This is a genomic window from Spirillospora sp. NPDC000708 (assembly GCF_040299565.1).
In the GTDB taxonomy this organism is placed as follows: domain Bacteria; phylum Actinomycetota; class Actinomycetes; order Streptosporangiales; family Streptosporangiaceae; genus Spirillospora.
The window spans coordinates 78,998-98,465 of record NZ_JBEPCJ010000034.1; the positions used below are offsets into that span (position 1 = coordinate 78,998).

A 19,468-nucleotide genomic window follows, 5' to 3' on the forward strand; every position below is an offset into this window, starting at 1 on the left:
ACGATGCCCGGCCGCTCTTCGCCGAGAGGCCGGACGCGTGCCGCCGCCGCGCGTCGGTGCGTGTTCTGTTGTCCGAGCGGCCCGTCGTGCCGCATGAACCGGGCAGGAACGTAGCCAGACTCCAGCGGCTCAGGCAAATCTCAGGTAGATCACAACCCTTCCCGGACGGATGCGACGGATGGGGCGACCATCGTGCGGCCTGCGCGAATCGAGATCATTTTCAGCAAATTGTGAAGTGGGTCACAACCTGCGGAAACAGCGGCCGATTCCCCGTCCTGGAGGGGCGTCTCGGGGCGGAGTTATCCACAGAACGAGGTTCCGGTTCCGGTGTCCGAGCCGGAGTGCTCGACTGGAGTCGCCGCGGGATTCGAAGGCGTTTTCCGCGCACTGGAAGGAGATCGTCAATGGCGGCAAATATGTTAGTTGCGTCACTTACTTCCGTTGTGTGGCGGATCGTGGACGCTGCGTTGCCGGATCCGGCCAGGGTCCGGGGATTGACTCCCGCCTCTCCCGGCCCTGTAGTCCGAGAGAGATTCATGTCCGGTGCCCGGAGGGAGTCCCGTGTTCCGCAGGTCCGGCAGAACGCGCCTCGCGCGCGTGCTCCCCGCTCTCGCCCTCGCGGCCGCCGTCACGGTGACCGCCTCGCCCGCCGCCCACGCCCGTACCGCTCTCGCGCAGTCCCCGGCGACCGCCAAGTTCCCCCACGGGTTCCTGTGGGGGGTCGCCACGTCCGGCTTCCAGGGCGAGGGCTCCTTCCCCGACAGCAACTGGACGCGCTACATCAAGCGGAAGGCGCCCGGGATCAGCGACCCGTACAAGAACTCCGTCGACTTCCTGCACCGCTATCCGGGCGACGTGGAGCTCGCGCGCAAGCTCGGCGTGAACGTGTTCCGCACCTCGATCGAGTGGGCCAGGATCGAGCCGAAGCGGGGCGTCCGCGATCCCAAGGCCATCGCCTACTACGACGACCTCGTCCGGCGGATCCGCGCCGCCGGCATGCGGCCCATGATCACGCTGGACCACTGGGTGTACCCGGGGTGGGTGGCCGACCAGGGCGCCTGGGACGACCCGAAGACTCAGGCGGAGTGGCTGGGCAACGCCCGGTTCATCGTGAACCGCTACAAGCGCCAGGGCGTCATCTGGATCACGTTCAACGAGGCCAGCGCATACATGTACAAAGAGCTGACCATGCGGCCGATGAACCTCGGGCAGTTCGCCGCGATGCGGACCGCGCTCACCAAGACCCACCGCGCCGCCTACGACATGATCCACAAGCTCGACCCGGGCGCCCCCGTCTCCACGAACGTCGCCTACGGCACGGCCCTGAACGGCATCTTCGACGCCGCGCTGTTCAACGACGTCACGGACAAGCTCGACTTCGTCGGCATCGACTACTACTACGGCGCCAACGCCCAGAACCTCACCGCCGGGTACGCGCTGACCGGCGAGTTCTGGAAGATCGACCCGGAGCCGGAGGGGCTGTACTACGTGCTCAAGAGCTACCAGCGGCGGTTGCCGAAGCTGCCGGTGTACGTGGTCGAGAACGGCATGTCCACCGACAACGGCAAGCCCCGGGCGGACGGCTACACCCGCAGCGAGCATCTCCGCGACCACATCTACTGGGTGCAGCGGGCGATGGCCGACGGCGTCAAGGTGATGGGCTACAACTACTGGAGCCTCACCGACAACTACGAGTGGGGCAGCTTCGAGCCGCGCTTCGGCCTCTACACGGTGAACGCGCTGACCGACCCGTCCCTGGCCCGCCGCCCGACCGACGCCGTCGCGACCTACCGCTCGATCATCGCCGACCGCGGCGTCCCGGCCGGATACGTGCCGGTCCGCCGGCCGGGCTGGTGCTCGGTCGAGGACCCGATCGCCACCTGCCTCGGCACGACCCCGACCCCGCCCGCGGCCTACCGCGCCCCGGCCGGCTGAACGCGGACCGGAATCACCGCCCTCAATGCTGGAATGATAATCGTTTTCATGTCACCCTGAATCCGTCCGAACCACGGAGGAAGGGAGCACGGCCATGTCCTTGACCGTCGACGACCGGCTGCTGGAGAAGGCGATGCGGGGCGAGGTGGACGACGCCTCGTTCGTCGCCTGCGTCCGCGACTCGCTGCCGTACGCATGGGAGGTCATCAGCGGCGTCGTCGCCCGCATGCGGGACGGCGGCGCCGGCTTCGCCGACAACCGGACCCCGCCGCCGGACGAGCAGGCCCGCGGCCAGCTGCTGCGCGTCCTCGCCAGCGACGCCATGCGCGGCGCCCTGGAACGCCACTTCGGCGTCCGCCTGGCGTTCCAGAACTGCCACCGCGTCGCCGCGTTCGACCTGGCCGCCGACGACGCTGCCGCCCGCCACGAGCGCTTCGTCTCACCCCGGGCCCAGCTCCTGAACCAGTCCCCGGACCTGGTCGACTGCTGACCCCGCCCACCCCGGACCGCAACGACCCCGCCCCGCAGGCCCGGCGCCCACCACCCGCGCCCCGACGAATCCGGTCAGGCAAGTCGGATGCCTCCCCGGCATCCGACTCGCCGCAGACGGCCGGTTGTCCCCGCCCACCGCGTGTCCGCCGGTGACCCGCGTCGCCCCGGCCGCGGCCTAAGGAGGGCGCGGCCGGGCGGGGCGCGGTGGGGTGCGAGTGGGGCTTGCCGGGGGCGGGTTGGTGGGGTGGGAGTGGGGGCTTGCTGGGGTGGGTTGGTGGGGTAGGGGTCGGTATGAGCTGGGGTTTCTGGGGTACCGGCGCGGTGAGCGCTAGGAAGCAGGGGTTCGTGTGGGGGATGTGCAGGCCGGGACGAGGCGCGCGGGGGCCGTGCCGAACCTCGGCGTGGTCCGGGGCAGCGGGTCGCCGGGCCCGGGCGGCGCCGGGGACGGCCTGCTGCTGAGCCTCAAGCGGGCCGCCGCCGCCCTGCGCGACGCGGGGATCGAGTACGCGCTGGCGGGCGGGTTCGCGGCGTACGCGCACGGCGCGGCGGTGTCGACGCACGATGTGGACTTCGTGGTGCGGGAGCGCGACGTCGCGACGGCGCTCGCGGCGCTCGCCGCGGCCGGCATGGGGCACATGGACAGCCCGGAGAACTGGCTCGCCAAGGTCTCCGACGGGGAGTACTTCATCGACCTGATCCACACGCCGTCGGGCCGTCCGGTGGACGGCGCGCTGCTCGGGCGGGCCACGGAGATGGCGGTCGGCGCGGTGTACATGCCGGTGCTGCCCGCGACGGACCTGGTGATCATGCGGTTGCTGGCATTCAGCGAGACGGCGTGTGACTTCAGCGGGTTCCTGCATGTCAGCCGGGCGCTGCGGGAGCAGGTCGACTGGCCGTACGTGGCCGAGGAGACGGCGGGGTCGCCGTACGCGTACGCGTTCCTGACCCTGCTGTCCCGGCTCGGCGTCATCGAGAGGGGCGTGCCGTGACCGAATACCTGCCGGCGCACATCCAGGAGACGCTCGCGGCGCGCGCGCACGAGCTCGGTATCCGCGTGGACGTGCGGGGAAACGTGGTGCATCTGCGCGGGGAGGTGGCCAGCGAGGAGCAGCGCCGGGAGGTCGAGGAGGCCGCCCGGGTGGCCGCGGAGGGCCACGAGATCTGCAACGAGGTGCACGTCGTCGCGGTCCCGGAGCCCGAGGGGGAGGAGAGGCTGTCATGATCCGTGTGGCGGCGGCCGGGGACCTGCACGTGGGGGCCGACATGGCCGGGGTGTACCGGGGACGGCTCGGGCGGCTGGCCCGGCAGGCGGACGTGTTCCTCGTCGCGGGGGACCTGACCAGGCACGGGACGGTCGAGGAGGGCCGGGTCGCGGCGGGCGAGCTGCGCGACCTCGGGGTGCCGGTGATCGCGGTGCTGGGCAACCACGACTACCACTCCGACGAGGAGGACGGGATCGCCGACGTCCTGCGGGAGGCGGGGGTGACCGTGCTGGAGGGCGGCGGGACGGTCGTGGACTGCGACGGGAGTCGGCTCGGCGTCGCGGGCGGCAAGGGGTTCGGCGGCGGGTTCGAGGGCAAGTGCGCGAGTGACTTCGGCGAGCCGGAGATGAAGGCGTTCATCCGGCACACGAAGGCGTTCGCCGACCGGCTCGGCACCGCGCTGCTGGAGCTGGACGCGGACGTGCGGGTGAGCCTGACGCACTACTCGCCCGCCGAGGACACGCTCGAAGGCGAGCCCCCGGAGATCTACCCGTTCCTCGGGAGCTACCTGATGGGCGAGGCGATCGACGCGGCGGCGCCGGCGCTGGCGATCCACGGGCACGCGCACAAGGGGACGGAGAAGGGGATGACGCAGGGCGGCGTCCGGGTGCGGAACGTCGCGCTGCCGGTGATCCAGCACGCCTACGCCCTGTACTGCCTGGAGCCGCCGGAGGCGGCGGGCGCCGGGCGTGCCGAGGAGCGCGTCTCGGCCTGGTGACCGCCCGGGTCAGGATTTCAGCAGCTCGATGACGGCCTGTTCGACGGGGCCCTGGGTGGCGAGCTCGCCGGGGGAGGCGTCCACGCCGAGCTTGGTGAGGGCGGGGGCGATCGTCCGGCCGGACTCGTAGAGGGTGATGATGCGCGGGTCGATGTAGGAGGCGCGGGCCACCGCCGGGGTGTTGCCGAGGTAGGCGGCGACCTCCTTGACGACGCGGACGACGGCCTTGCGGCGGGCGGCCTCGCCGGTGCCGGCGCGGGTGGAGACGGCGAGGCCGACGGCGGCGAGGACGGTGGCGTGCCAGGTGCGGAAGTCCTTGGCGGTGAAGTCGCCGCCGGTCACCTCGCGGATGAAGGCGTTGATGTCGGACGCGGTGACGTCGTGCCAGCCGTTGCGCGTCCGGTAGGCGAGGAGTTCGGGGGAGCCGTCCTCGCGGCGCTTCAGGCCAGTGACGACCTTGCAGACGTTCTCCTCGGCGACGGACTGGTAGCGGTCCTTCGAGCCCTTCGCCGGGTACTCGAAGGCGACCTCGCCCCGCCGGCAGGTGACGTGCTCGCGCAGGACGGTCGCGAGCCCGAACGTGCCGTTCTCCGCCGCGTACTCCTCGCTGCCGATGCGGAAGAAGCCGAGGTCGATGAGCCGGACGGCGGCGGACAGCACGCGCTCGCGGCGGTAGCCGCGGCCGGCGAGGTGCCCGGCGAGCGTGTCGCGGACGTCGGGGAGGCGCGCGGCCAGGTCGAGGACGTGGTCGTGCTTCTCGCGGTCGCGCTGCTCGCGCCACGCCTCGTGGTAGAGGTACTGGCGGCGTCCGGCGGCGTCGGTGCCCATCGCCTGGATGTGGCCGTCGGCGTCGGGGCAGATCCACACGTCCTGCCAGGCGGGCGGTATGACGAGGGCGCGGATGCGCGCGCGCTCGGCGGGGTCGGCCAGGGTGCGGCCGTCCGGGCCGAGGTAGGTGAAGCCTTTGCCGCACTTGCGCCGCGCGAAACCGGGTTCGGAGGGGTCGCTGCGCTGGAGGTCCATGGGCGCCTCAGCCGGGATGGATCTCGCCGCCGGCCGGCACCAGCGTCTGGCCGGTGTAGTAGGACGACTGCCGGTTCGCGGCGAAGAAGACGTAGGAGGGGGCGATCTCGTCGGGGTCCGCGGGGCGGCCCATCGGGGCCTGCCCGCCGAAGCCCTCGACGCGCTCGGCGTCGAACGTGGCGGGGATCAGCGGCGTCCAGACGGGGCCGGGGGCGACGCAGTTGACGCGGATCTCGCGGTCCATGAGGTTCTGCGCGAGGGAGGTGGCGAGGGTCATCGCGGCGGCCTTGCTGGGGGCGTAGTCGATCAGCGTCTTGTTGCCGCGCAGCCCGTTGATGGACCCGGTGAAGACGATGGACGACCCGGGACCCATGTGGTCGAGGGCCTCCTGGACGATCCAGAACAGCGCGTACACGTTGACGGCGAACGTGCGCTGGAGCTGCGCATCGTCGATCTCGCGGACGTCCTTGACCGGCGTCTGGGTGCCGTGGTGCAGGACGAGGACGTCGAGGCCGCCGAGGTCGCGGACGGCGTGCTCGACGGTCTCGCGGCAGTGCCGCTCCTCGGCGAGGTCGCCGCCGAAGGTGAAGCAGCGGCGCCCTTCGGCCTCGACGAGGGAGGCGGTGTGCCGGGCGTCGTCGTCCTCTTCGAGGTAGGTGAGGGCGACGTCGGCGCCCTCCTTGGCGAACGCGACGGAGACCGCGCGGCCGATGCCCGAGTCGCCGCCGGTGATCAGCGCGCGCCTGCCGTCGAGGAGGCCGCTGCCGGTGTAGCCGCGCATCTCGTCGCGGGGCTCGGGTGTCATGTCCCCCGTGCGGCCCGGGTAGGTCTGGCTCTGTGCCGGAGGTTCGGTCATGCACCGACGGGTGCCCGGGGCGTTCCCCGGCAAACGTTCGCCGTATTGTGACTCCCGAGTAACATCGCGCCCGGGCAATCCGCCGGGGTGTGAGCAGAACGCCGGGGTGACGTCTGGGTAACATCATCCCGAACCACATTCGGTCCCTCACGTAAGGTGCTGCTTATGGACCTGAACGGAGTTTCCGCCGTCGTATCCGGTGGCGCGAGCGGCCTCGGTGAGGCCACCGTCCGCGCGCTGGCCGCCGAAGGCGCCAAGGTCGTCGTCGCCGACATGAACGAGGACAAGGGCAAGAAGGTCGCCGACGAGGTCGGCGGCGTCTTCGTCAAGACCGACGTCTCCAGCGAGGAGCAGGTGCAGGCCGCCGTCCAGGCCGCCGTCGACACCGGCGCCCCGCTGCGCGTCATCGTCAACAGCGCCGGCATCGGCTGGGCCTCGCGCACCGTCGGCCGCGACGGCACCCCGCACGACCTGGCCTCCTACGAGACCGTCATCCGGGTCAACCTGATCGGCACCTTCAACCTGATGCGCATCGGCGCCGCGGCGATCTCCAAGACCGAGCCCGCCGACGCCGACGGCGCCCGCGGCGTGGTGATCAACACCGCGTCCATCGCCGGCATCGAGGGCCAGACCGGGCAGATCGCCTACTCGGCCTCCAAGGGCGGCATCATCGGCATGACGCTGCCGGCCGCCCGCGACCTCGCCGCGATCGGCGTCCGGGTCAACACGATCTGCCCCGGCATCATCGACACGCCGATCTACGGCGAGGGCGAGGCCGCCGAGGCGTTCAAGGCCAAGCTCGCCGCGCCGGTGCCGTTCCCGAAGCGGATGGGCAAGGCGTCGGAGTTCGCGCACCTGGTCAAGTCCCTCATCGAGAACGACTACATGAACGGCGAGACCATCCGTTTCGACGGTGGCATCCGCTTCCAGCCGAAGTGAGGCACTGAATGACCGACGCTGTTCTCACCGAAGAAGACGGCGCCGTCCTCATCATCACCATCAACCGGCCGGAGGCCCGCAACGCGGTCAACGGCGAGGTGGCGAAGGGGATCGCGGCGGCCCTGGACGAGCTGGACTCCCGCAAGGACCTGTCCATCGGCGTCCTGACCGGCGCCGGCGGCACGTTCTGCTCCGGCATGGACCTCAAGGGCTTCCTCACGGGCGACAACCCGACCGTCGAGGGCCGCGGGTTCGCCGGCATCACCGAGCGTCCGGCGGCCAAGCCGCTGATCGCCGCGGTGGAGGGCTACGCGCTGGCCGGCGGCTGCGAGGTCGCGCTGGCCTGCGACATGATCGTGGCGTCCCGGGAGGCCCAGTTCGGGCTGCCCGAGCCGAAGCGCGGCCTGGTCGCGGCGGGCGGCGGGCTGCTGCGGCTGCCGCAGCGCATCCCGTTCCACATCGCCATGGAGATCGCCCTGACCGGCGACAGGTACCCGGCGGAGCGGATGGCCGAGCTCGGGTTCGTCAACCGGCTCGCCGAGCCGGGCGGCGCGCTCGCCGCGGCCAAGGAGCTGGCCCTCAAGGTCGCGGAGAACGCCCCGCTGGCGCTCGCCGCGACCAAGAAGGTCATCGTCGAGTCCGCCGACTGGTCGTCCGCCGAGGCGTGGAAGAAGCAGCAGGACATCACGCTGCCCGTCTTCACCTCCAAGGACGCGCAGGAGGGCCCGGCGGCCTTCGCCGAGAAGCGCAAGCCGAACTGGAAGGGCGAGTGACCGCCTTCCTTTCGCGGGTGACCGCCTTTCGCAGGTGATCGCCTTTCGCGGGTGATCGGCGGGCGGTGGCCGGAGGGACGTCCTCCGGTCACCGCCCTCCGCATGCCGGACGCCCGGAGCCGCACCGGCTCCGGGCGTCCTCCGTTCCCGGGGCGCGGGAGGCGAGCGGGATGCCTGGGGCGGGTGCGGCCTGTTCTGGCCGTCCGGAAAGTCCCTCTTACCTGGAAGTAAGTCTTCCCGTACTCTTTGGCGTGCGCTTGAACTGATCTTGGGAGCTCTCATGGGACGGAACGCGGTGCGCGCCGCGGCCCTGGCGATCGCCTGCGGCGCCGGAACGCTCGCCCTGTCCGCCGTGCCCGCCGAGGCCGCCGCCGGGTGGAAGAACGTCGGCGGCGCCGGTCTGGCCTATGACGGCAGCCTCGACCGCGTCGACTTCGGCGCGGCGAACGCCGGCTGGGCCGTCGGCGCCGCGGGCTCGTTCTTCAGCCCCCAGACGAAGATCGCCAAGTGGAACGGGTCGGCGTGGGTGGCGCAGGCCAGCCCGGTCGGGTTCACCCCGACGGACGTCGCGGTCGCGAGCGCGAGCAAGGCGTGGATCGTCGGCTACAACCTCGGCGGCACCGTCGGGCTGTACTGGAACGGCGCCAAGTGGAGCAAGGCGGCCTACCCGCTGGTCGGCCTGCCGAGCCAGGTCGCGGCCGCGCCGGACGGTACCGCCTACTCCGTCGCGGGCGTCGACCCGACCGCGGGCGGCCTCAGCGCCGTCCTGCGCTGGACGGGCACCGCGTGGGCGGACGCGAAGGTGCCGCTGCCCGCCTCGTCCACGATCACCGCCGTGGACGTGAAATCGAAGAACGACGTGTGGCTGGCCGGGTCGACGTCCGCCACCGGCACGTCGGTCACCGGCCTGGTGATGCACTACGACGGCAAGGCGTGGAAGCGGATCGCCGTACCGGGCTCCCTCGGCACCCCCGCCTACCAGGGCACCCTCTACAAGATCGTCGAGAACTCGCCGACGAACGTGTACGTGCTGCGCGTCCGGCAGAACGCCCAGATCACCAACGCGATCCTGCGCTACGACGGCACGTCCTGGAAGACGATCAACACCCCGCTGAACACGGCGGGCATCGGGCTGTCGGCCGACGGCAAGGGCGGCGTGGTCATGCTTCCGGTCACGACCGGCACCAGGACCCAGTACATGCACTACAACGGCACGTCGTGGACGACCCTCAACGGGCCCGCCCGCAGCGGCGCCGTCCAGGCGTCCGACGCCGACGCCCGTCCCGGCACCGCGGCGATCGTCAGCGCCGGGACCGCGACGCAGACCGGCAAGAAGGTGCCCTTCATCGAGTACTACGGCTGACCCGCCCCGCCGAGGCCGGCGCACGGCCGGCACCGCGGACTGCGGCCGACCTCCGGCCGGCCAGGTCCGGACGCCCGTCCCGTCCACCCCCGGGACGGGCGTTCGCACGTCCCAGGCCAGCGACGGTCCCCGCGCCAAGCCCCGCGTCTGCCCCGTTGCGCTCCCGTGCCGCCGGAGGTGCCCGCGGAGGGATTTCCGCGTCCCGGCGGCGGGACGCGGCGCGGGCACCGGCGCCGGGGCGGTCACCCGGGACGGACCGCCGGCGCGGTCAGGTCAGCAGAGACCGGCCGGGTTGGACGTGCGGCACAGGTTGTGGCGGAACCGGTTGGTCCTGCTGCCGCTGTTGTCCACCAGGTCGAACGGCGCGTTGCCGTGGACCACGTTGAACTGGACGAGGTTGTCGCGGGCGGGCCGGTTCAGCGGCGGCGTCCCGCGGAAGAGCACGATGCCGCCGGAGTACGGCAGCCTTCCCCGGTTGTCCTTCACGACGTTCTTCTCGACGAGGTTGTGGTCGCCGCCGAAGAACAGTACGCCGGTGCCGCCGAGCGGTGGGACCTCCTCGTGCGCGGCGCATTCCCGGTTGTTCTTCGAGACGTTGTTCTTCCACACCTTGGTGTTGCCCTGGCCGCCCCTCTGACTGTCGTCGACCAGCGCGACGCCGACGCAGTTGCCGACGAGCTGGTTCTCCCACGCCTTGACGTGGCGGGCGTGCCGGACGAGCAGGCCGATGGCGTTTCCGGTCGACCGGTTCCCGGTGACGACCGTCCCGTGCGCGTCGGCGATGTCGCCGACATAGAATCCGGCCTCGTCGCCGTTGTTGAGGGCCCAGTCGTGCGCGAACCGCCCGCGCGTCGAGTTGAATTCCGAGATTCCGTACTCGCCATTGTCGGCGGCGAGGACGTGTTCGACGGTGAGGCGGTCGGTGAACTGGCCGAAGATCCCGTTCTTCGCGAACCTGCGCACGGTCAGGTCCTTGATAGTGACGCCCTTCACGGGGTGGCCGGGGCGCCCGATGACGCAGATGCCGGTGCCGGCCCGCATGACGGCGGCGCAGTGGTCGACGCCGCCCGGCCGGAGCACGGTCTTGTCGCCGGAGCCGCGGATGGTGAGGCGTTTCGTGACCAGGACGCCCCCGTCATAGGTCCCGCGGAGGAGCTTTATGGTGTCGCCGGGCCTGGCCCGGTCGACGGCCTCCTGGATCGAGTGTCCCGGACGCACCACATGGATGCGGTGGTCGTGCCCGTGCGCGCCGCCCTCCTGCGCCGACGCCTGCCCTGCGGTCGCGAAGGGGGCGAGACCGGCCAGCACGGCGACGACGCCGACCGGACCCGCGGTAGTCCATCTCATCCTGTTTCTTCTCCGTTTCTGCTGATCTGCTGGCCGCGGACGCGCATGCGTCGCGGCATGGCCGCGGCGTTCCGCCGCGGGATCCGCGCAGGTCATTCCGTCGGCCCGGAGAAGCAAACATCTACGGATTTTTCGCGGCTCGGCCGAGTTTGCCGTCGTTTTCGGCAGTGCCGAGTTTTCGCAGCCGATCAGCCGCGATGTCGCCCCGACATGATGGCTGAATTGCTCACTTCGGACAATTTGCCCGAGACGCGCGAGAAGGGCCGCTCAGTCCCAGCGGCGGGAGCGCTGCCGCTTGACGTCGGAGCGGCGCTTCTTGTTCTCCAGGCGCCGCTCGTTGATGCCGCGCGGGACCTTCTTGGGGATGCGCTTCTTCGGCGGCGGCGCCGTGGCCTCGGCCAGCAGCGCGCCGAGCCGGGCGCGCGCGGCCTCGCGGTTGCGCATCTGGGAGCGGTACTCCTCGGCGCGGATCGTCAGGACGCCCCGGACGAGCCGTCCCGACAGCCGCTCCAGCGCGCGCGCCTTGAGGGGCTCGGGCAGGGACGGGGACGCGGCGACGTCGAAGGACAGCTCGGCGGCGGTCGCGCTGGTGTTGACGTGCTGCCCGCCCGGTCCCGAGGAGCGGGAGAAACGCCAGCCGAGCTCGGACTCCGGGATGGAGACCGAGCCGCGGACGTGGATGTCGTCGGGCATGTCCCCGATTATCCCCGTCCGCGGACGATCATGTCGTCCGGTTTTCCGCCGCCCCGGGGGTGCGTGTCGTGCAAGTACTTACTTACACTGATCGTCATGACCGAAGGACTGTTCTCCGACGACGACCTCATCCGCCAGATCACCCGGGAAGGCGTGCTCATCGCGGCGGGCGGGGCAGCGTCGCTGCTGCAGACCGCGCATCCGCAGGTCGCGCAGGGCGTGTACGACCACAGCTACACCGCCGAGGACCCGCTGCGGCGGCTGCGCAACACCATGGGCTGGCTCTACGCGGTGCAGTTCGGGACGCGGGAGGAGGCGGAGGCCTTCAGTGCCCTCGTGACGCGGGGGCACGACCAGGTCACCGGCCCCGGTTACCGGGCGAACGACCCGGAGCTGCAGGTGTGGGTCGCGGCCACCCTCTTCGCCGTCGCCGCGCAGTTCTACCAGCTGCTGTTCCGCCGGACGCTCGCCGAGGACGAGCTGGCGGAGTTCTACGGCCAGACCAAGGTCTACGCGACGATCCTGGGCTGCCCCGAGGAGCGGCTGCCCAAGACGTACCGGGACTTCCGCGTGTATTACGCCGGCATGCTCAACGACCTGGAGATCAGCGACGCGTCCCGGGCGATCGCCCACCAGGTGCTGCACCCGAGGCTGCCCGGCGGCCCGCTGAACACGCCCGGCCTGGCGGCGATCCGGCTGATCACCGCGGGGATGATGCCGGCGCCGATCCGCGAGCAGTACGGATGGACGTGGAACCGGGCGCGCGAGCTGCGGTTCCGGATGCTGATGGGGGCGCTTTCGGTGGTGTACCCGCGGCTGCCGCTGCGGCTGCGGACGCTGCCCCGCGACTACTACCTCCACACGACGCGCAAGATGCTGGCGAAGGCGACGGCCGGGCGCCGTCCGGCGATCCGCGTCCCGTCGAGCTGACCGCGTCCCGTCGAGCTGAGCGCGGCCGCGTGACCCACAGGCAGGTCACGCGGCCGCTCTTCCATGCCGGGGCCGTCCCCAGCACCCGGCCCGGCCTGGGAACGGCCCCGCACACCGGGGCCGCCGCCCGTCCGCCCGCTCCCCCCAGAGCCTGGACGGGACGGCGCTCCCCGGTGAGCCTCTACACCGACGCGCTCGAGATGATCTTGTCGGCGGCCTTCTTCGCCTGGTCGATCGGGATCGCGAAGCCGACGCCGATGTTGCCCGAGCTGCTGCCGGACGTGGCGATCGCCGTGTTGACGCCGATCACCTGGCCGGCGCTGTTCACCAGCGCGCCGCCGGAGTTGCCGGGGTTGATGGCCGCGTCGGTCTGGATCGCGTTCTCGATGACGGCCTGCTGCTGCTGGGACAGCCGTCCCTGCAGGCCCGGCGGCAGGTCCTGCTGGCCGCCGCCGGAGTCGCCCTCCTGGACCTGGCGGCCGAGCGCGCTGACGATGCCGGACGTCACCGACCCGCTCAGCCCGAGCGGGTTGCCGACCGCGAGGACGGTGTCGCCGACCGCGAGCCGGTCGCTGTCGCCGAGCGTCGCGGGCTTCAGCCCGGACACGCCCTGCGCCTTGATCACCGCGATGTCGTTCGCGGTGTCGGCGCCGAGCAGCGTCGCCGGCGCCGTCCTGCCGTCGCTCAACTTCACCGAGAGCTGCCCGCCGTCCGAGACGACGTGCGCGTTCGTCATGATCACGCCGTCCGAGCGCAGGATCACCCCGGACCCCTCGCTCTCGCCCGTCTGCGACCGGCTCGAGATCGACACGACGCTCGGCTGCACCGCGGCGGCGACCTGCGCCGTCGTGCTCGCCTTGCTGGACGCGCCGGAGACGGCGACCGGGCTGGAGTAGACGGTGCCGTGGTCGGCGAACGCCATCGCCACGGCCGCGCCCGCCCCGCCCGCGCCGACCGCCAGCGCGGCCCCCGCGACCAGCGCCGCGACCTTCTGCCGGGCCGTCCACAGCGGGCCACGGCGGAACGGCCCCGCCGCCCCGGCCTGCGGGACGCCCCAGTGCGGCGGCCCCGCCGCGCCGGCGCCTGCCGCCGCCGTGGGCGCGTGCCACGCCCCGGGCTGCTGCCATCCCCCGTACGCCTGCTGGCCGTGGGCCTGCTGGCCGTGCGCTTGCTCCTCGGGTGCCTGCTGGCCGGGCGTCTGCTGGCCGGGCGCAGCCTCCCCGAGCAGCGGCTGGTCGTGCGGCTGCCGCTGGTGCGGCTGTCCGGGCCGGGTGAGATCGGGCCGCTCGGGGCCTCCGGCGTGCCCCGGTGCCGCGGGCCGCTCGGATGGCGCGTGCCGCTCGGATCCCGCGACGTGCCGATCCCAACTGTGCTGCTGTGGCTCCTCGGGCCTTCCGGCGTCCATGTGAACTCCCTCGTCTCGCCGTCGCATACGAATCTGCGCCGGGGGTCTGGAGCCCACCTGGATCCGGCCTGAAAGTGTGCTGGATAAGGCCGGCGTCAAAAAAACCGCGGCCGGGAGGGCGTGCGGCGTGTCGCCCTCTCGGCCGCGGTGGCGAGGAGGAGTGGCCAGGGCGCGGGGATCCGGTCCCTGTCCGGACCGGGGCGCGCCCTGTGCCGACTACTCAAGCGCACGTACCTGAACGTTCCCTGAATCCACGCCCCGCTCTTCCCGAGGATCCCGCGCGCCCCCGGGACCGCGCGGGATCGCGGCGGCGACGCCGAGGGCCGCGACCGCGATCACGGCGAGCACCGCGAACGCTCCCGTGTAGCCCGACTCCGGCGGGAGCTTCGCCGCGGACGCGGTGCGCGCCGCGAGGATCGCGGTGACGGCCTGCGCGCCGACGGCGGCCCCGACCGTCCGCACGATCGTGTTGACGCCCGTCGCCACCCCGGTCTGTCCGGGCGGGGCGTTCTCCACGACGAGGTTCCCGATGGCCGCGAACGCCAGCCCGTAGCCGACCCCGATGACCGCGCAGGCGGCGTACACCTCCCACAGCGCCCCGTGCGCCCACGCGAGCAGGGCGAACGCGGCGACCGCGCAGACCGTCCCGGCCTGGAACGGGACGCGGGACCCGGCGCGGCGGGCGAGCCGGGGCGCCGCCGGGCCGGCGAGCAGCATCAGCGCCGCCATCGGCACCATCAGCAGCCCGGCCGCGGACGCGGAGAGCCCGAACCCGTAGCCGGACGCCCGCGGCGCCTGCACGAACTGCGGGATCAGCGTGATCGAACCGAACATCGCCACGCACACGACCAGGGTGGCCAGCGTGGTGGCGGCCGGTCCGCGCCCGCGCAGCAGCCGCAGGTCTACCAGCGGCGCGCGGACGCGCAGCTCGGCCGCCGTGAAGGCGGCCAGCGCCAGGCCCGCGCCCGCGAACAGCCCCATGACCCGCGCCGAGCCCCAGCCCCACGCGCGCCCCTGGCTGATCGCCAGCAGCAGGCAGACCAGCGTCGCCGGCAGCAGCACCGCGCCGACCGGGTCGATCCGCCCGGAACCGCCCGGCCGCGTCGCCGGCAGCCGGGCCGCCAGGGCGAGCGCGCCGGCGGCGAGGACCAGCGTCGCCCAGAACAGCCACGGCGTCCCGGCGGCGTCGACGAGCGGGCCCGCGACCACCATCCCGGCCGACCCGCCGATCCCGAACACGGCGCTGACCAGCGCGACCACGCCGCGCAGCCGGTGCGGCGGCAGCGCCGACCGGGCGATCCCGAGCGCGAGCGGGAACGCGCCCGAGCCCGTCCCCTGGACGGCGCGTCCCGCCACCAGCCACCCGAAGGAGTGCGCGGACGCGGCGAGGCCCGCGGCGACCGTCCCGGCGGTGAACAGCAGCAGGCAGGCCACCAGGATCCGGCGGTGCCCGTACAGGTCGCCGAGCCGCCCGGCGATCGGCGTGACGACGGCCCCGGCCAGCATGAACGCCGTGAGCGTCCAGGTCACCTGCGCGGCGGGGACGTCCAGCTCGTCCCGCAGCACGGGCAGCGCGGCGATGACGATCGTCTGCGCGAGGCTCGCGGGGAACGCGGCGGCCAGCAGCGCCGCGACCATCCCCCTCCGTTCCGGCCCTCCGGGCATCGGATCCGCCTTTTCGATCGACGTGTTAGGTAAGGCGAACCTAAATCTTGCGGACAGGCGTCCGCAAGATGTTCGGCTACGGTTCTCCGCATGTCCGAGTCCGGCCCGCACCGCCCGCCCGCCGGGCCGCCCGACCCGCCCGCCGGTGCGTCCGACCCGCCCGCTCGGGAGCGGCGGCCCTGGGGCAGCATCAGCCGCGCGCAGATCGTCGCCGCCGCCCTCGAGATCACCCGGCGGGACGGCCTCGGTGCCCTCACCATCCGCGCCCTCGCCGCCGACCTCGGCGTCTCCCGCATGGCCCTCTACCGGCACGTCTCCGGCAAGGACGAGCTCGTCGCGCTCGTCATGGACGCGATCGCGGCGCGCGACATCGTCCCGTCCGACCTCGGCGCCGGCCCCTGGCCCGGCCGCCTCCGCCGCATCGCCGACGGCCTGCGCCGCGAACTCGGCGCCTACCCCGGCACCATCGACGCCCTGGTCACCCGCGGCGACCACGGTCCCGGCGCCCTCCGACTCGTGGAGACGATCCTCGCGACCCTCGCCGACGCCGGCCTCGACGAGCGCGCCGCCGTCCGCTACTACCTGGTCTTCATCGACCTCGTCCTCGGCCGGATGCACTTCGAGGCCCACGGCGACCCCATCGACCGGCACCGCAACGCCAGCCTCGGCGCCCACGGCCGCGCCGCCGGCGACGGCCCCGGCGCCCTGCCCCGGCTGCGCGCCGCCGAACCCCACCTCCGCGAGATCACCACCGCCGAGGTGTTCGACACCGAGCTCGACATGCTGATCCGCGCCGTCGAGGCGGAGGCGGGGAGCCGCAGGTGAAGGGAATGCTCGGCGCACCTTCAGGGGACATTCAGGTTCGGGTGCGAGCCTTGGAGGCGACCCTGGAGGGAGAGCGTGTCAGTGGTTGAACGGACGGCGAACGCGAACGCGGGCGTGCGGGCGCCCGAGGCGACGCTGCTCGTCGTCGAGGACGAGCCGAACATCCTGGAGCTGCTGGCCGGCAGCCTGCGCTTCACCGGCTTCGAGGTGCTCACCGCGACCAACGGGGCCGACGCCGTCCAGTCCGCGCGCCGGCACCGGCCCGACCTGATCGTCCTCGACGTGATGCTGCCCGACATCGACGGGTTCGACGTCGCGCGGCGGCTGCGGTCCGGCGGCGACCACACCCCCGTGCTGTTCCTCACCGCGCGCGACGCGGTCCAGGACCGCATCAAGGGACTGACGATCGGCGGCGACGACTACGTCACCAAGCCGTTCAGCCTGGAGGAGGTCATCGCCCGCATCCGCGCCGTCCTGCGGCGCTTCCGCGGCGGCGTCGCCGAGCCCCCGCCCCGGATGGTGTTCGCGGACGTCGAGCTGGACGAGGACAGCCACGAGGTCTGGCGCGGCGGCAAGGCGGTGCAGCTGTCGCCGACCGAGTTCAAGCTGCTCCGCTACTTCATGGCGAACGCCGGGCGCGTCCTGTCCAAGGCCCAGATCCTCGACCACGTGTGGAACTACGACTTCCGCGGCGACGCGGGCATCGTCGAGTCCTACGTGTCCGCGCTGCGGCGCAAGGTCGACAACGCCGAGCCCCGCCTCATCCACACGCTGAGGGGCGTCGGCTACGTCCTGAGAGAGCCCCCGGCCTGATGGAGCCCCGCGTCCCCGGCCCCGGCGCGCTCCCCGCGCACCCCGCGGGCCCGGCGCCCGGCGACCGGCCGGTCATGGAACCGGGACCGCCGCCCGGCGGCGCGCACGCGGCCGGCATGCCGTACGGCCCGTACCCGGGCGGGACGGGGGGCGACGAGCCGCCGCGGGGGACGCGGCGCCCGCGCTGGAACTCCTGGATCCGCGGGCTGTGGTCGCGGTCGCCGCTGCAGATGAAGCTCATCGCCGGCATGCTCGTCCTGGTCACCCTCGGGATGACCGTGATGAGCGCGGCCGGCGCCTCCGTGCTGCGCCAGTACCTCGTCGGGCGCGCCGACGACCAGCTGCGCTCCTCGGTCGGGCATGTGATCATCCAGGTGACCGAGCAGGTCCAGGGGCACTACAACCTGAACGTCCGGGTGCCCAGCGAGATGTACGCGCAGGTCCGCGGGGCCAACGGCCGTCCGATCGGGCAGAACCTCGCGGTCGGCGAGCGCGGCTACCCCAAGCTGCCCGCCGACGTCACCGGCCGGATCGACCGGCCGTTCACCGTGTCCGGGACGGGCGGGTCGAGCACGAACTGGCGGGTCCTCGCCGAGCCGATCCCCGGCACCGGCGCCACCGTCCTCATCGCGGTCAGCCTGGCGGAGATCCAGCGGACCGTGAACCGGCTCATCGCCATCGACGTGATCGTCGGGCTGCTGGTCCTCGCCGTGCTGGTCGTCCTCGGGGTGTGGGTGGTGCGCGCGAGCCTGCGCCCGCTCGCCGAGGTGGAGGAGACCGCCGGCGCGATCGCGGCCGGCGACCTGTCGCGGCGCGTCCCGGAGGCCGACCCGCGCACCGAGATGGGCCGGCTCGGACGGTCCCTGAACGCGATGCTCGCCCAGATCGAGGCGGCGTTCGGCGCCCGCGCCGAGTCGGAGGCGGCGGCGCGGCGCTCGGAGGAGACGGCCCGCCGGTCCGAGGAGCGGATGCGCCGCTTCGTCGCCGACGCGAGCCACGAGCTGCGCACCCCGCTCACCGCCATCCGCGGTTTCGCCGAGTTCTACCGGCAGGGCGCCGCCCGCACCCCCGAGGAGATCGGCCGGATGATCGGCCGCATCGAGGAGACCGCCGGCCGGATGGGCCTGCTCGTCGAGGACCTGCTGCTGCTCGCCCGCCTCGACCGCCAGCGGCCCATCGAGCGGCGCCCCGTCGACCTGCTCGCCGTCGCCGCCGACTCGGTGCAGGAGGCCCGGGTGGTCGCGCCGGACCGCCGGATCGAGCTGTCGGTCGAGGGCGGTCTCGCCTACCAGGTGCGCGGGGACGAGCCGCGCCTGCGGCAGGTCCTCGGCAACCTGCTGACGAACGCGGTGGCGCACACGCCGCCGGGCACGCCGGTGGAGGTGCGCCTGTCCCCGGGCACCCTGCGCGGGGCGCCCGCCGCGAAGCTGGAGGTCGCGGACGAGGGCCCCGGCCTCTCGCCCGACCAGGCCGAACGCGTCTTTGAGCGCTTCTACCGCGCCGACGCGTCCCGCTCCCGCGAGGGCGGCCGGACCGGGACCGGCCTCGGTCTCGCCATCGTCGCCGCGCTCGTCGCCGCGCACGAGGGGTCGGTCGAGGTCGACTCGACCCCGGGCGAGGGCGCGACCTTCCGCGTGCTCCTCCCGCTCGACGCCGACTGAGCCGGGCTCAGTGGGCCGGGCTCAGTGGGCCGGGCTCAGGGCGGTCGGGCTCAGGGGGAGGCCGGGCTCAGGATCGTCACGCCGGTGCGGCCGGGAGGCCGGGCTCAGGGGCGCTGGAGGTTCCGGATCGCGCGCATGGCCTCGCGTCGCGCGTCGCCGGACAGCACGTCGATGTAGACCTCGCCGTCGAGATGTCCGCACTCGTGCTGCAGGCAGCGGGCGAAGTACCCGGTCCCCTCCACGCGGACGGGCCGGCCCTTCGCGTCCATGCCCTCCACGACCGCGTGCGCGTGGCGCGGGGTGTCGAACCGCAGGCCCGGCAGCGACAGGCACCCCTCGGGCTCCACCAGCAGCTCGCCGTCGGCGGCCACGAGCACCGGGTTGACGACGTGGCCGACGTGCCGGCGGCCCCGGTCGTCCTCGCAGTCGTACACGAACAGCCGCAGGCCGGAGCCGACCTGGTTCGCGGCCACGCCCGCGCCGTCCGCCTCGTACATCGTGACGAACATGTCGTCGACCAGCTTCTCCAGGGACGCGTCGAACGTTCGCACGGGGTCGCACGCGGTGCGCAGCACCGGGTCGCCGAGAAGCCGGATCGGGCGGGCGGTCCCGTTGCGCGTCGTGGTCCTCTTGCTCACCCGGATGATCCTATGTCGCGATTTCCGCTCCGCCCGAACGGCCGCGGAAACGCGAACGGTGGGCGCCGCCAGGGGCCGGGGCCGCGGGGGGGGGGGGGGGGTGGGGTTGCGCGGGGGGGGGGGGGAGGTC

19 protein-coding genes are annotated in these 19,468 nt (G+C 72.8%); 12 read left to right on the forward strand and 7 right to left on the reverse strand.

Annotation, left to right across the window (positions count from 1 at the left end):
* The first annotated feature begins 597 nt into the window (after positions 1-597).
* The 5 genes from ABT299_RS24125 to ABT299_RS24145 all read left to right on the forward strand — a co-directional run bounded on the left by ABT299_RS24125 (position 598) and on the right by ABT299_RS24145 (position 4,407).
* Positions 598-1,935, forward strand: coding sequence for a glycoside hydrolase family 1 protein (locus tag ABT299_RS24125; protein ID WP_500252065.1), 1,338 nt, complete (start codon positions 598-600; stop codon positions 1,933-1,935).
* Positions 1,936-2,029: 94 nt separating this feature from the next.
* Positions 2,030-2,425 (forward strand): SCO5389 family protein, encoded by a 396-nt coding sequence (locus tag ABT299_RS24130; RefSeq protein ID WP_500252066.1) that lies wholly within the window; start codon positions 2,030-2,032, stop codon positions 2,423-2,425.
* A 349-nt stretch (positions 2,426-2,774) separates the two neighbouring features.
* Positions 2,775-3,416, forward strand: a complete 642-nt coding sequence (locus ABT299_RS24135) for a nucleotidyltransferase (protein ID WP_500252067.1) — start codon at positions 2,775-2,777, stop codon at positions 3,414-3,416.
* Positions 3,413-3,649: a BON domain-containing protein gene (locus ABT299_RS24140; protein ID WP_190856823.1), complete on the forward strand. Its 237-nt coding sequence runs from the start codon at positions 3,413-3,415 to the stop codon at positions 3,647-3,649. The genes ABT299_RS24135 and ABT299_RS24140 overlap by 4 nt, the downstream gene beginning before the upstream one ends.
* Complete coding sequence (locus tag ABT299_RS24145; RefSeq protein ID WP_190856822.1) at positions 3,646-4,407, forward strand: metallophosphoesterase family protein; 762 nt, start codon at positions 3,646-3,648, stop codon at positions 4,405-4,407. Before ABT299_RS24140 ends, ABT299_RS24145 begins: the two co-directional genes overlap by 4 nt.
* A gap of 9 nt (positions 4,408-4,416) precedes the next feature.
* On the opposite strand, the gene ABT299_RS24150 is transcribed toward ABT299_RS24145, so the two are convergent.
* Positions 4,417-5,430 (reverse strand): DNA topoisomerase IB, encoded by a 1,014-nt coding sequence (locus ABT299_RS24150; protein WP_190856821.1) that lies wholly within the window; start codon positions 5,428-5,430, stop codon positions 4,417-4,419.
* Positions 5,431-5,437: 7 nt separating this feature from the next.
* Positions 5,438-6,286: an SDR family oxidoreductase gene (locus ABT299_RS24155; RefSeq protein WP_500252068.1), complete on the reverse strand. Its 849-nt coding sequence runs from the start codon at positions 6,284-6,286 to the stop codon at positions 5,438-5,440.
* Positions 6,287-6,451: 165 nt separating this feature from the next.
* Between ABT299_RS24155 and ABT299_RS24160 the strand changes: the two genes are divergently transcribed.
* The 3 genes from ABT299_RS24160 to ABT299_RS24170 all read left to right on the forward strand — a co-directional run bounded on the left by ABT299_RS24160 (position 6,452) and on the right by ABT299_RS24170 (position 9,361).
* A complete protein-coding gene (locus tag ABT299_RS24160) occupies positions 6,452-7,225 on the forward strand; it encodes an SDR family NAD(P)-dependent oxidoreductase (RefSeq protein WP_190856819.1) in 774 nt (257 codons plus the stop codon).
* A gap of 8 nt (positions 7,226-7,233) precedes the next feature.
* Positions 7,234-7,998 carry a crotonase/enoyl-CoA hydratase family protein gene (locus ABT299_RS24165; RefSeq protein ID WP_387031685.1) on the forward strand — a complete coding sequence of 255 codons (765 nt, stop codon included), beginning with the start codon at positions 7,234-7,236 and terminating at the stop codon, positions 7,996-7,998.
* 280 nt (positions 7,999-8,278) lie between these two features.
* A complete protein-coding gene (locus ABT299_RS24170; RefSeq protein ID WP_500252069.1) occupies positions 8,279-9,361 on the forward strand; it encodes a hypothetical protein in 1,083 nt (360 codons plus the stop codon).
* Between the two features lie 273 nt (positions 9,362-9,634).
* On the opposite strand, the gene ABT299_RS24175 is transcribed toward ABT299_RS24170, so the two are convergent.
* Together ABT299_RS24175 and arfB are read right to left on the reverse strand one after the other, a co-directional pair.
* A complete protein-coding gene (locus ABT299_RS24175; protein WP_500252070.1) occupies positions 9,635-10,708 on the reverse strand; it encodes a right-handed parallel beta-helix repeat-containing protein in 1,074 nt (357 codons plus the stop codon).
* Between the two features lie 267 nt (positions 10,709-10,975).
* Complete coding sequence (arfB, locus tag ABT299_RS24180) at positions 10,976-11,401, reverse strand: alternative ribosome rescue aminoacyl-tRNA hydrolase ArfB (protein WP_190856815.1); 426 nt, start codon at positions 11,399-11,401, stop codon at positions 10,976-10,978.
* Between the two features lie 96 nt (positions 11,402-11,497).
* Here arfB and ABT299_RS24185 point away from each other — a divergent pair, with 96 nt between their 5' ends.
* The gene (locus ABT299_RS24185) at positions 11,498-12,331 is read left to right on the forward strand and encodes an oxygenase MpaB family protein (RefSeq protein ID WP_500252071.1); all 834 of its coding nucleotides are present in this window, start codon (positions 11,498-11,500) and stop codon (positions 12,329-12,331) included.
* A 181-nt stretch (positions 12,332-12,512) separates the two neighbouring features.
* On the opposite strand, the gene ABT299_RS24190 is transcribed toward ABT299_RS24185, so the two are convergent.
* The gene (locus ABT299_RS24190) at positions 12,513-13,736 is read right to left on the reverse strand and encodes a S1C family serine protease (protein ID WP_500252072.1); all 1,224 of its coding nucleotides are present in this window, start codon (positions 13,734-13,736) and stop codon (positions 12,513-12,515) included.
* A 216-nt stretch (positions 13,737-13,952) separates the two neighbouring features.
* Positions 13,953-15,401, reverse strand: coding sequence for an MFS transporter (locus ABT299_RS24195; protein ID WP_500252073.1), 1,449 nt, complete (start codon positions 15,399-15,401; stop codon positions 13,953-13,955).
* A 90-nt stretch (positions 15,402-15,491) separates the two neighbouring features.
* Here ABT299_RS24195 and ABT299_RS24200 point away from each other — a divergent pair, with 90 nt between their 5' ends.
* The 3 genes from ABT299_RS24200 to ABT299_RS24210 all read left to right on the forward strand — a co-directional run bounded on the left by ABT299_RS24200 (position 15,492) and on the right by ABT299_RS24210 (position 18,700).
* Entirely contained in the window at positions 15,492-16,226 is a 735-nt protein-coding gene (locus ABT299_RS24200) for a TetR/AcrR family transcriptional regulator (protein ID WP_500252074.1), read from the forward strand.
* A gap of 81 nt (positions 16,227-16,307) precedes the next feature.
* Positions 16,308-17,039: a response regulator transcription factor gene (locus tag ABT299_RS24205; RefSeq protein ID WP_347256714.1), complete on the forward strand. Its 732-nt coding sequence runs from the start codon at positions 16,308-16,310 to the stop codon at positions 17,037-17,039.
* On the forward strand, positions 17,039-18,700 hold the full coding sequence (locus ABT299_RS24210) for a sensor histidine kinase (RefSeq protein ID WP_500252075.1): 1,662 nt from the start codon (positions 17,039-17,041) through the stop codon (positions 18,698-18,700). Before ABT299_RS24205 ends, ABT299_RS24210 begins: the two co-directional genes overlap by 1 nt.
* Positions 18,701-18,804: 104 nt before the next feature.
* Here the strand turns inward: ABT299_RS24210 and def are convergent, their stop codons facing one another.
* Positions 18,805-19,338 carry a peptide deformylase gene (def, locus tag ABT299_RS24215; RefSeq protein ID WP_500252076.1) on the reverse strand — a complete coding sequence of 178 codons (534 nt, stop codon included), beginning with the start codon at positions 19,336-19,338 and terminating at the stop codon, positions 18,805-18,807.
* Positions 19,339-19,468 lie beyond the last annotated feature (130 nt).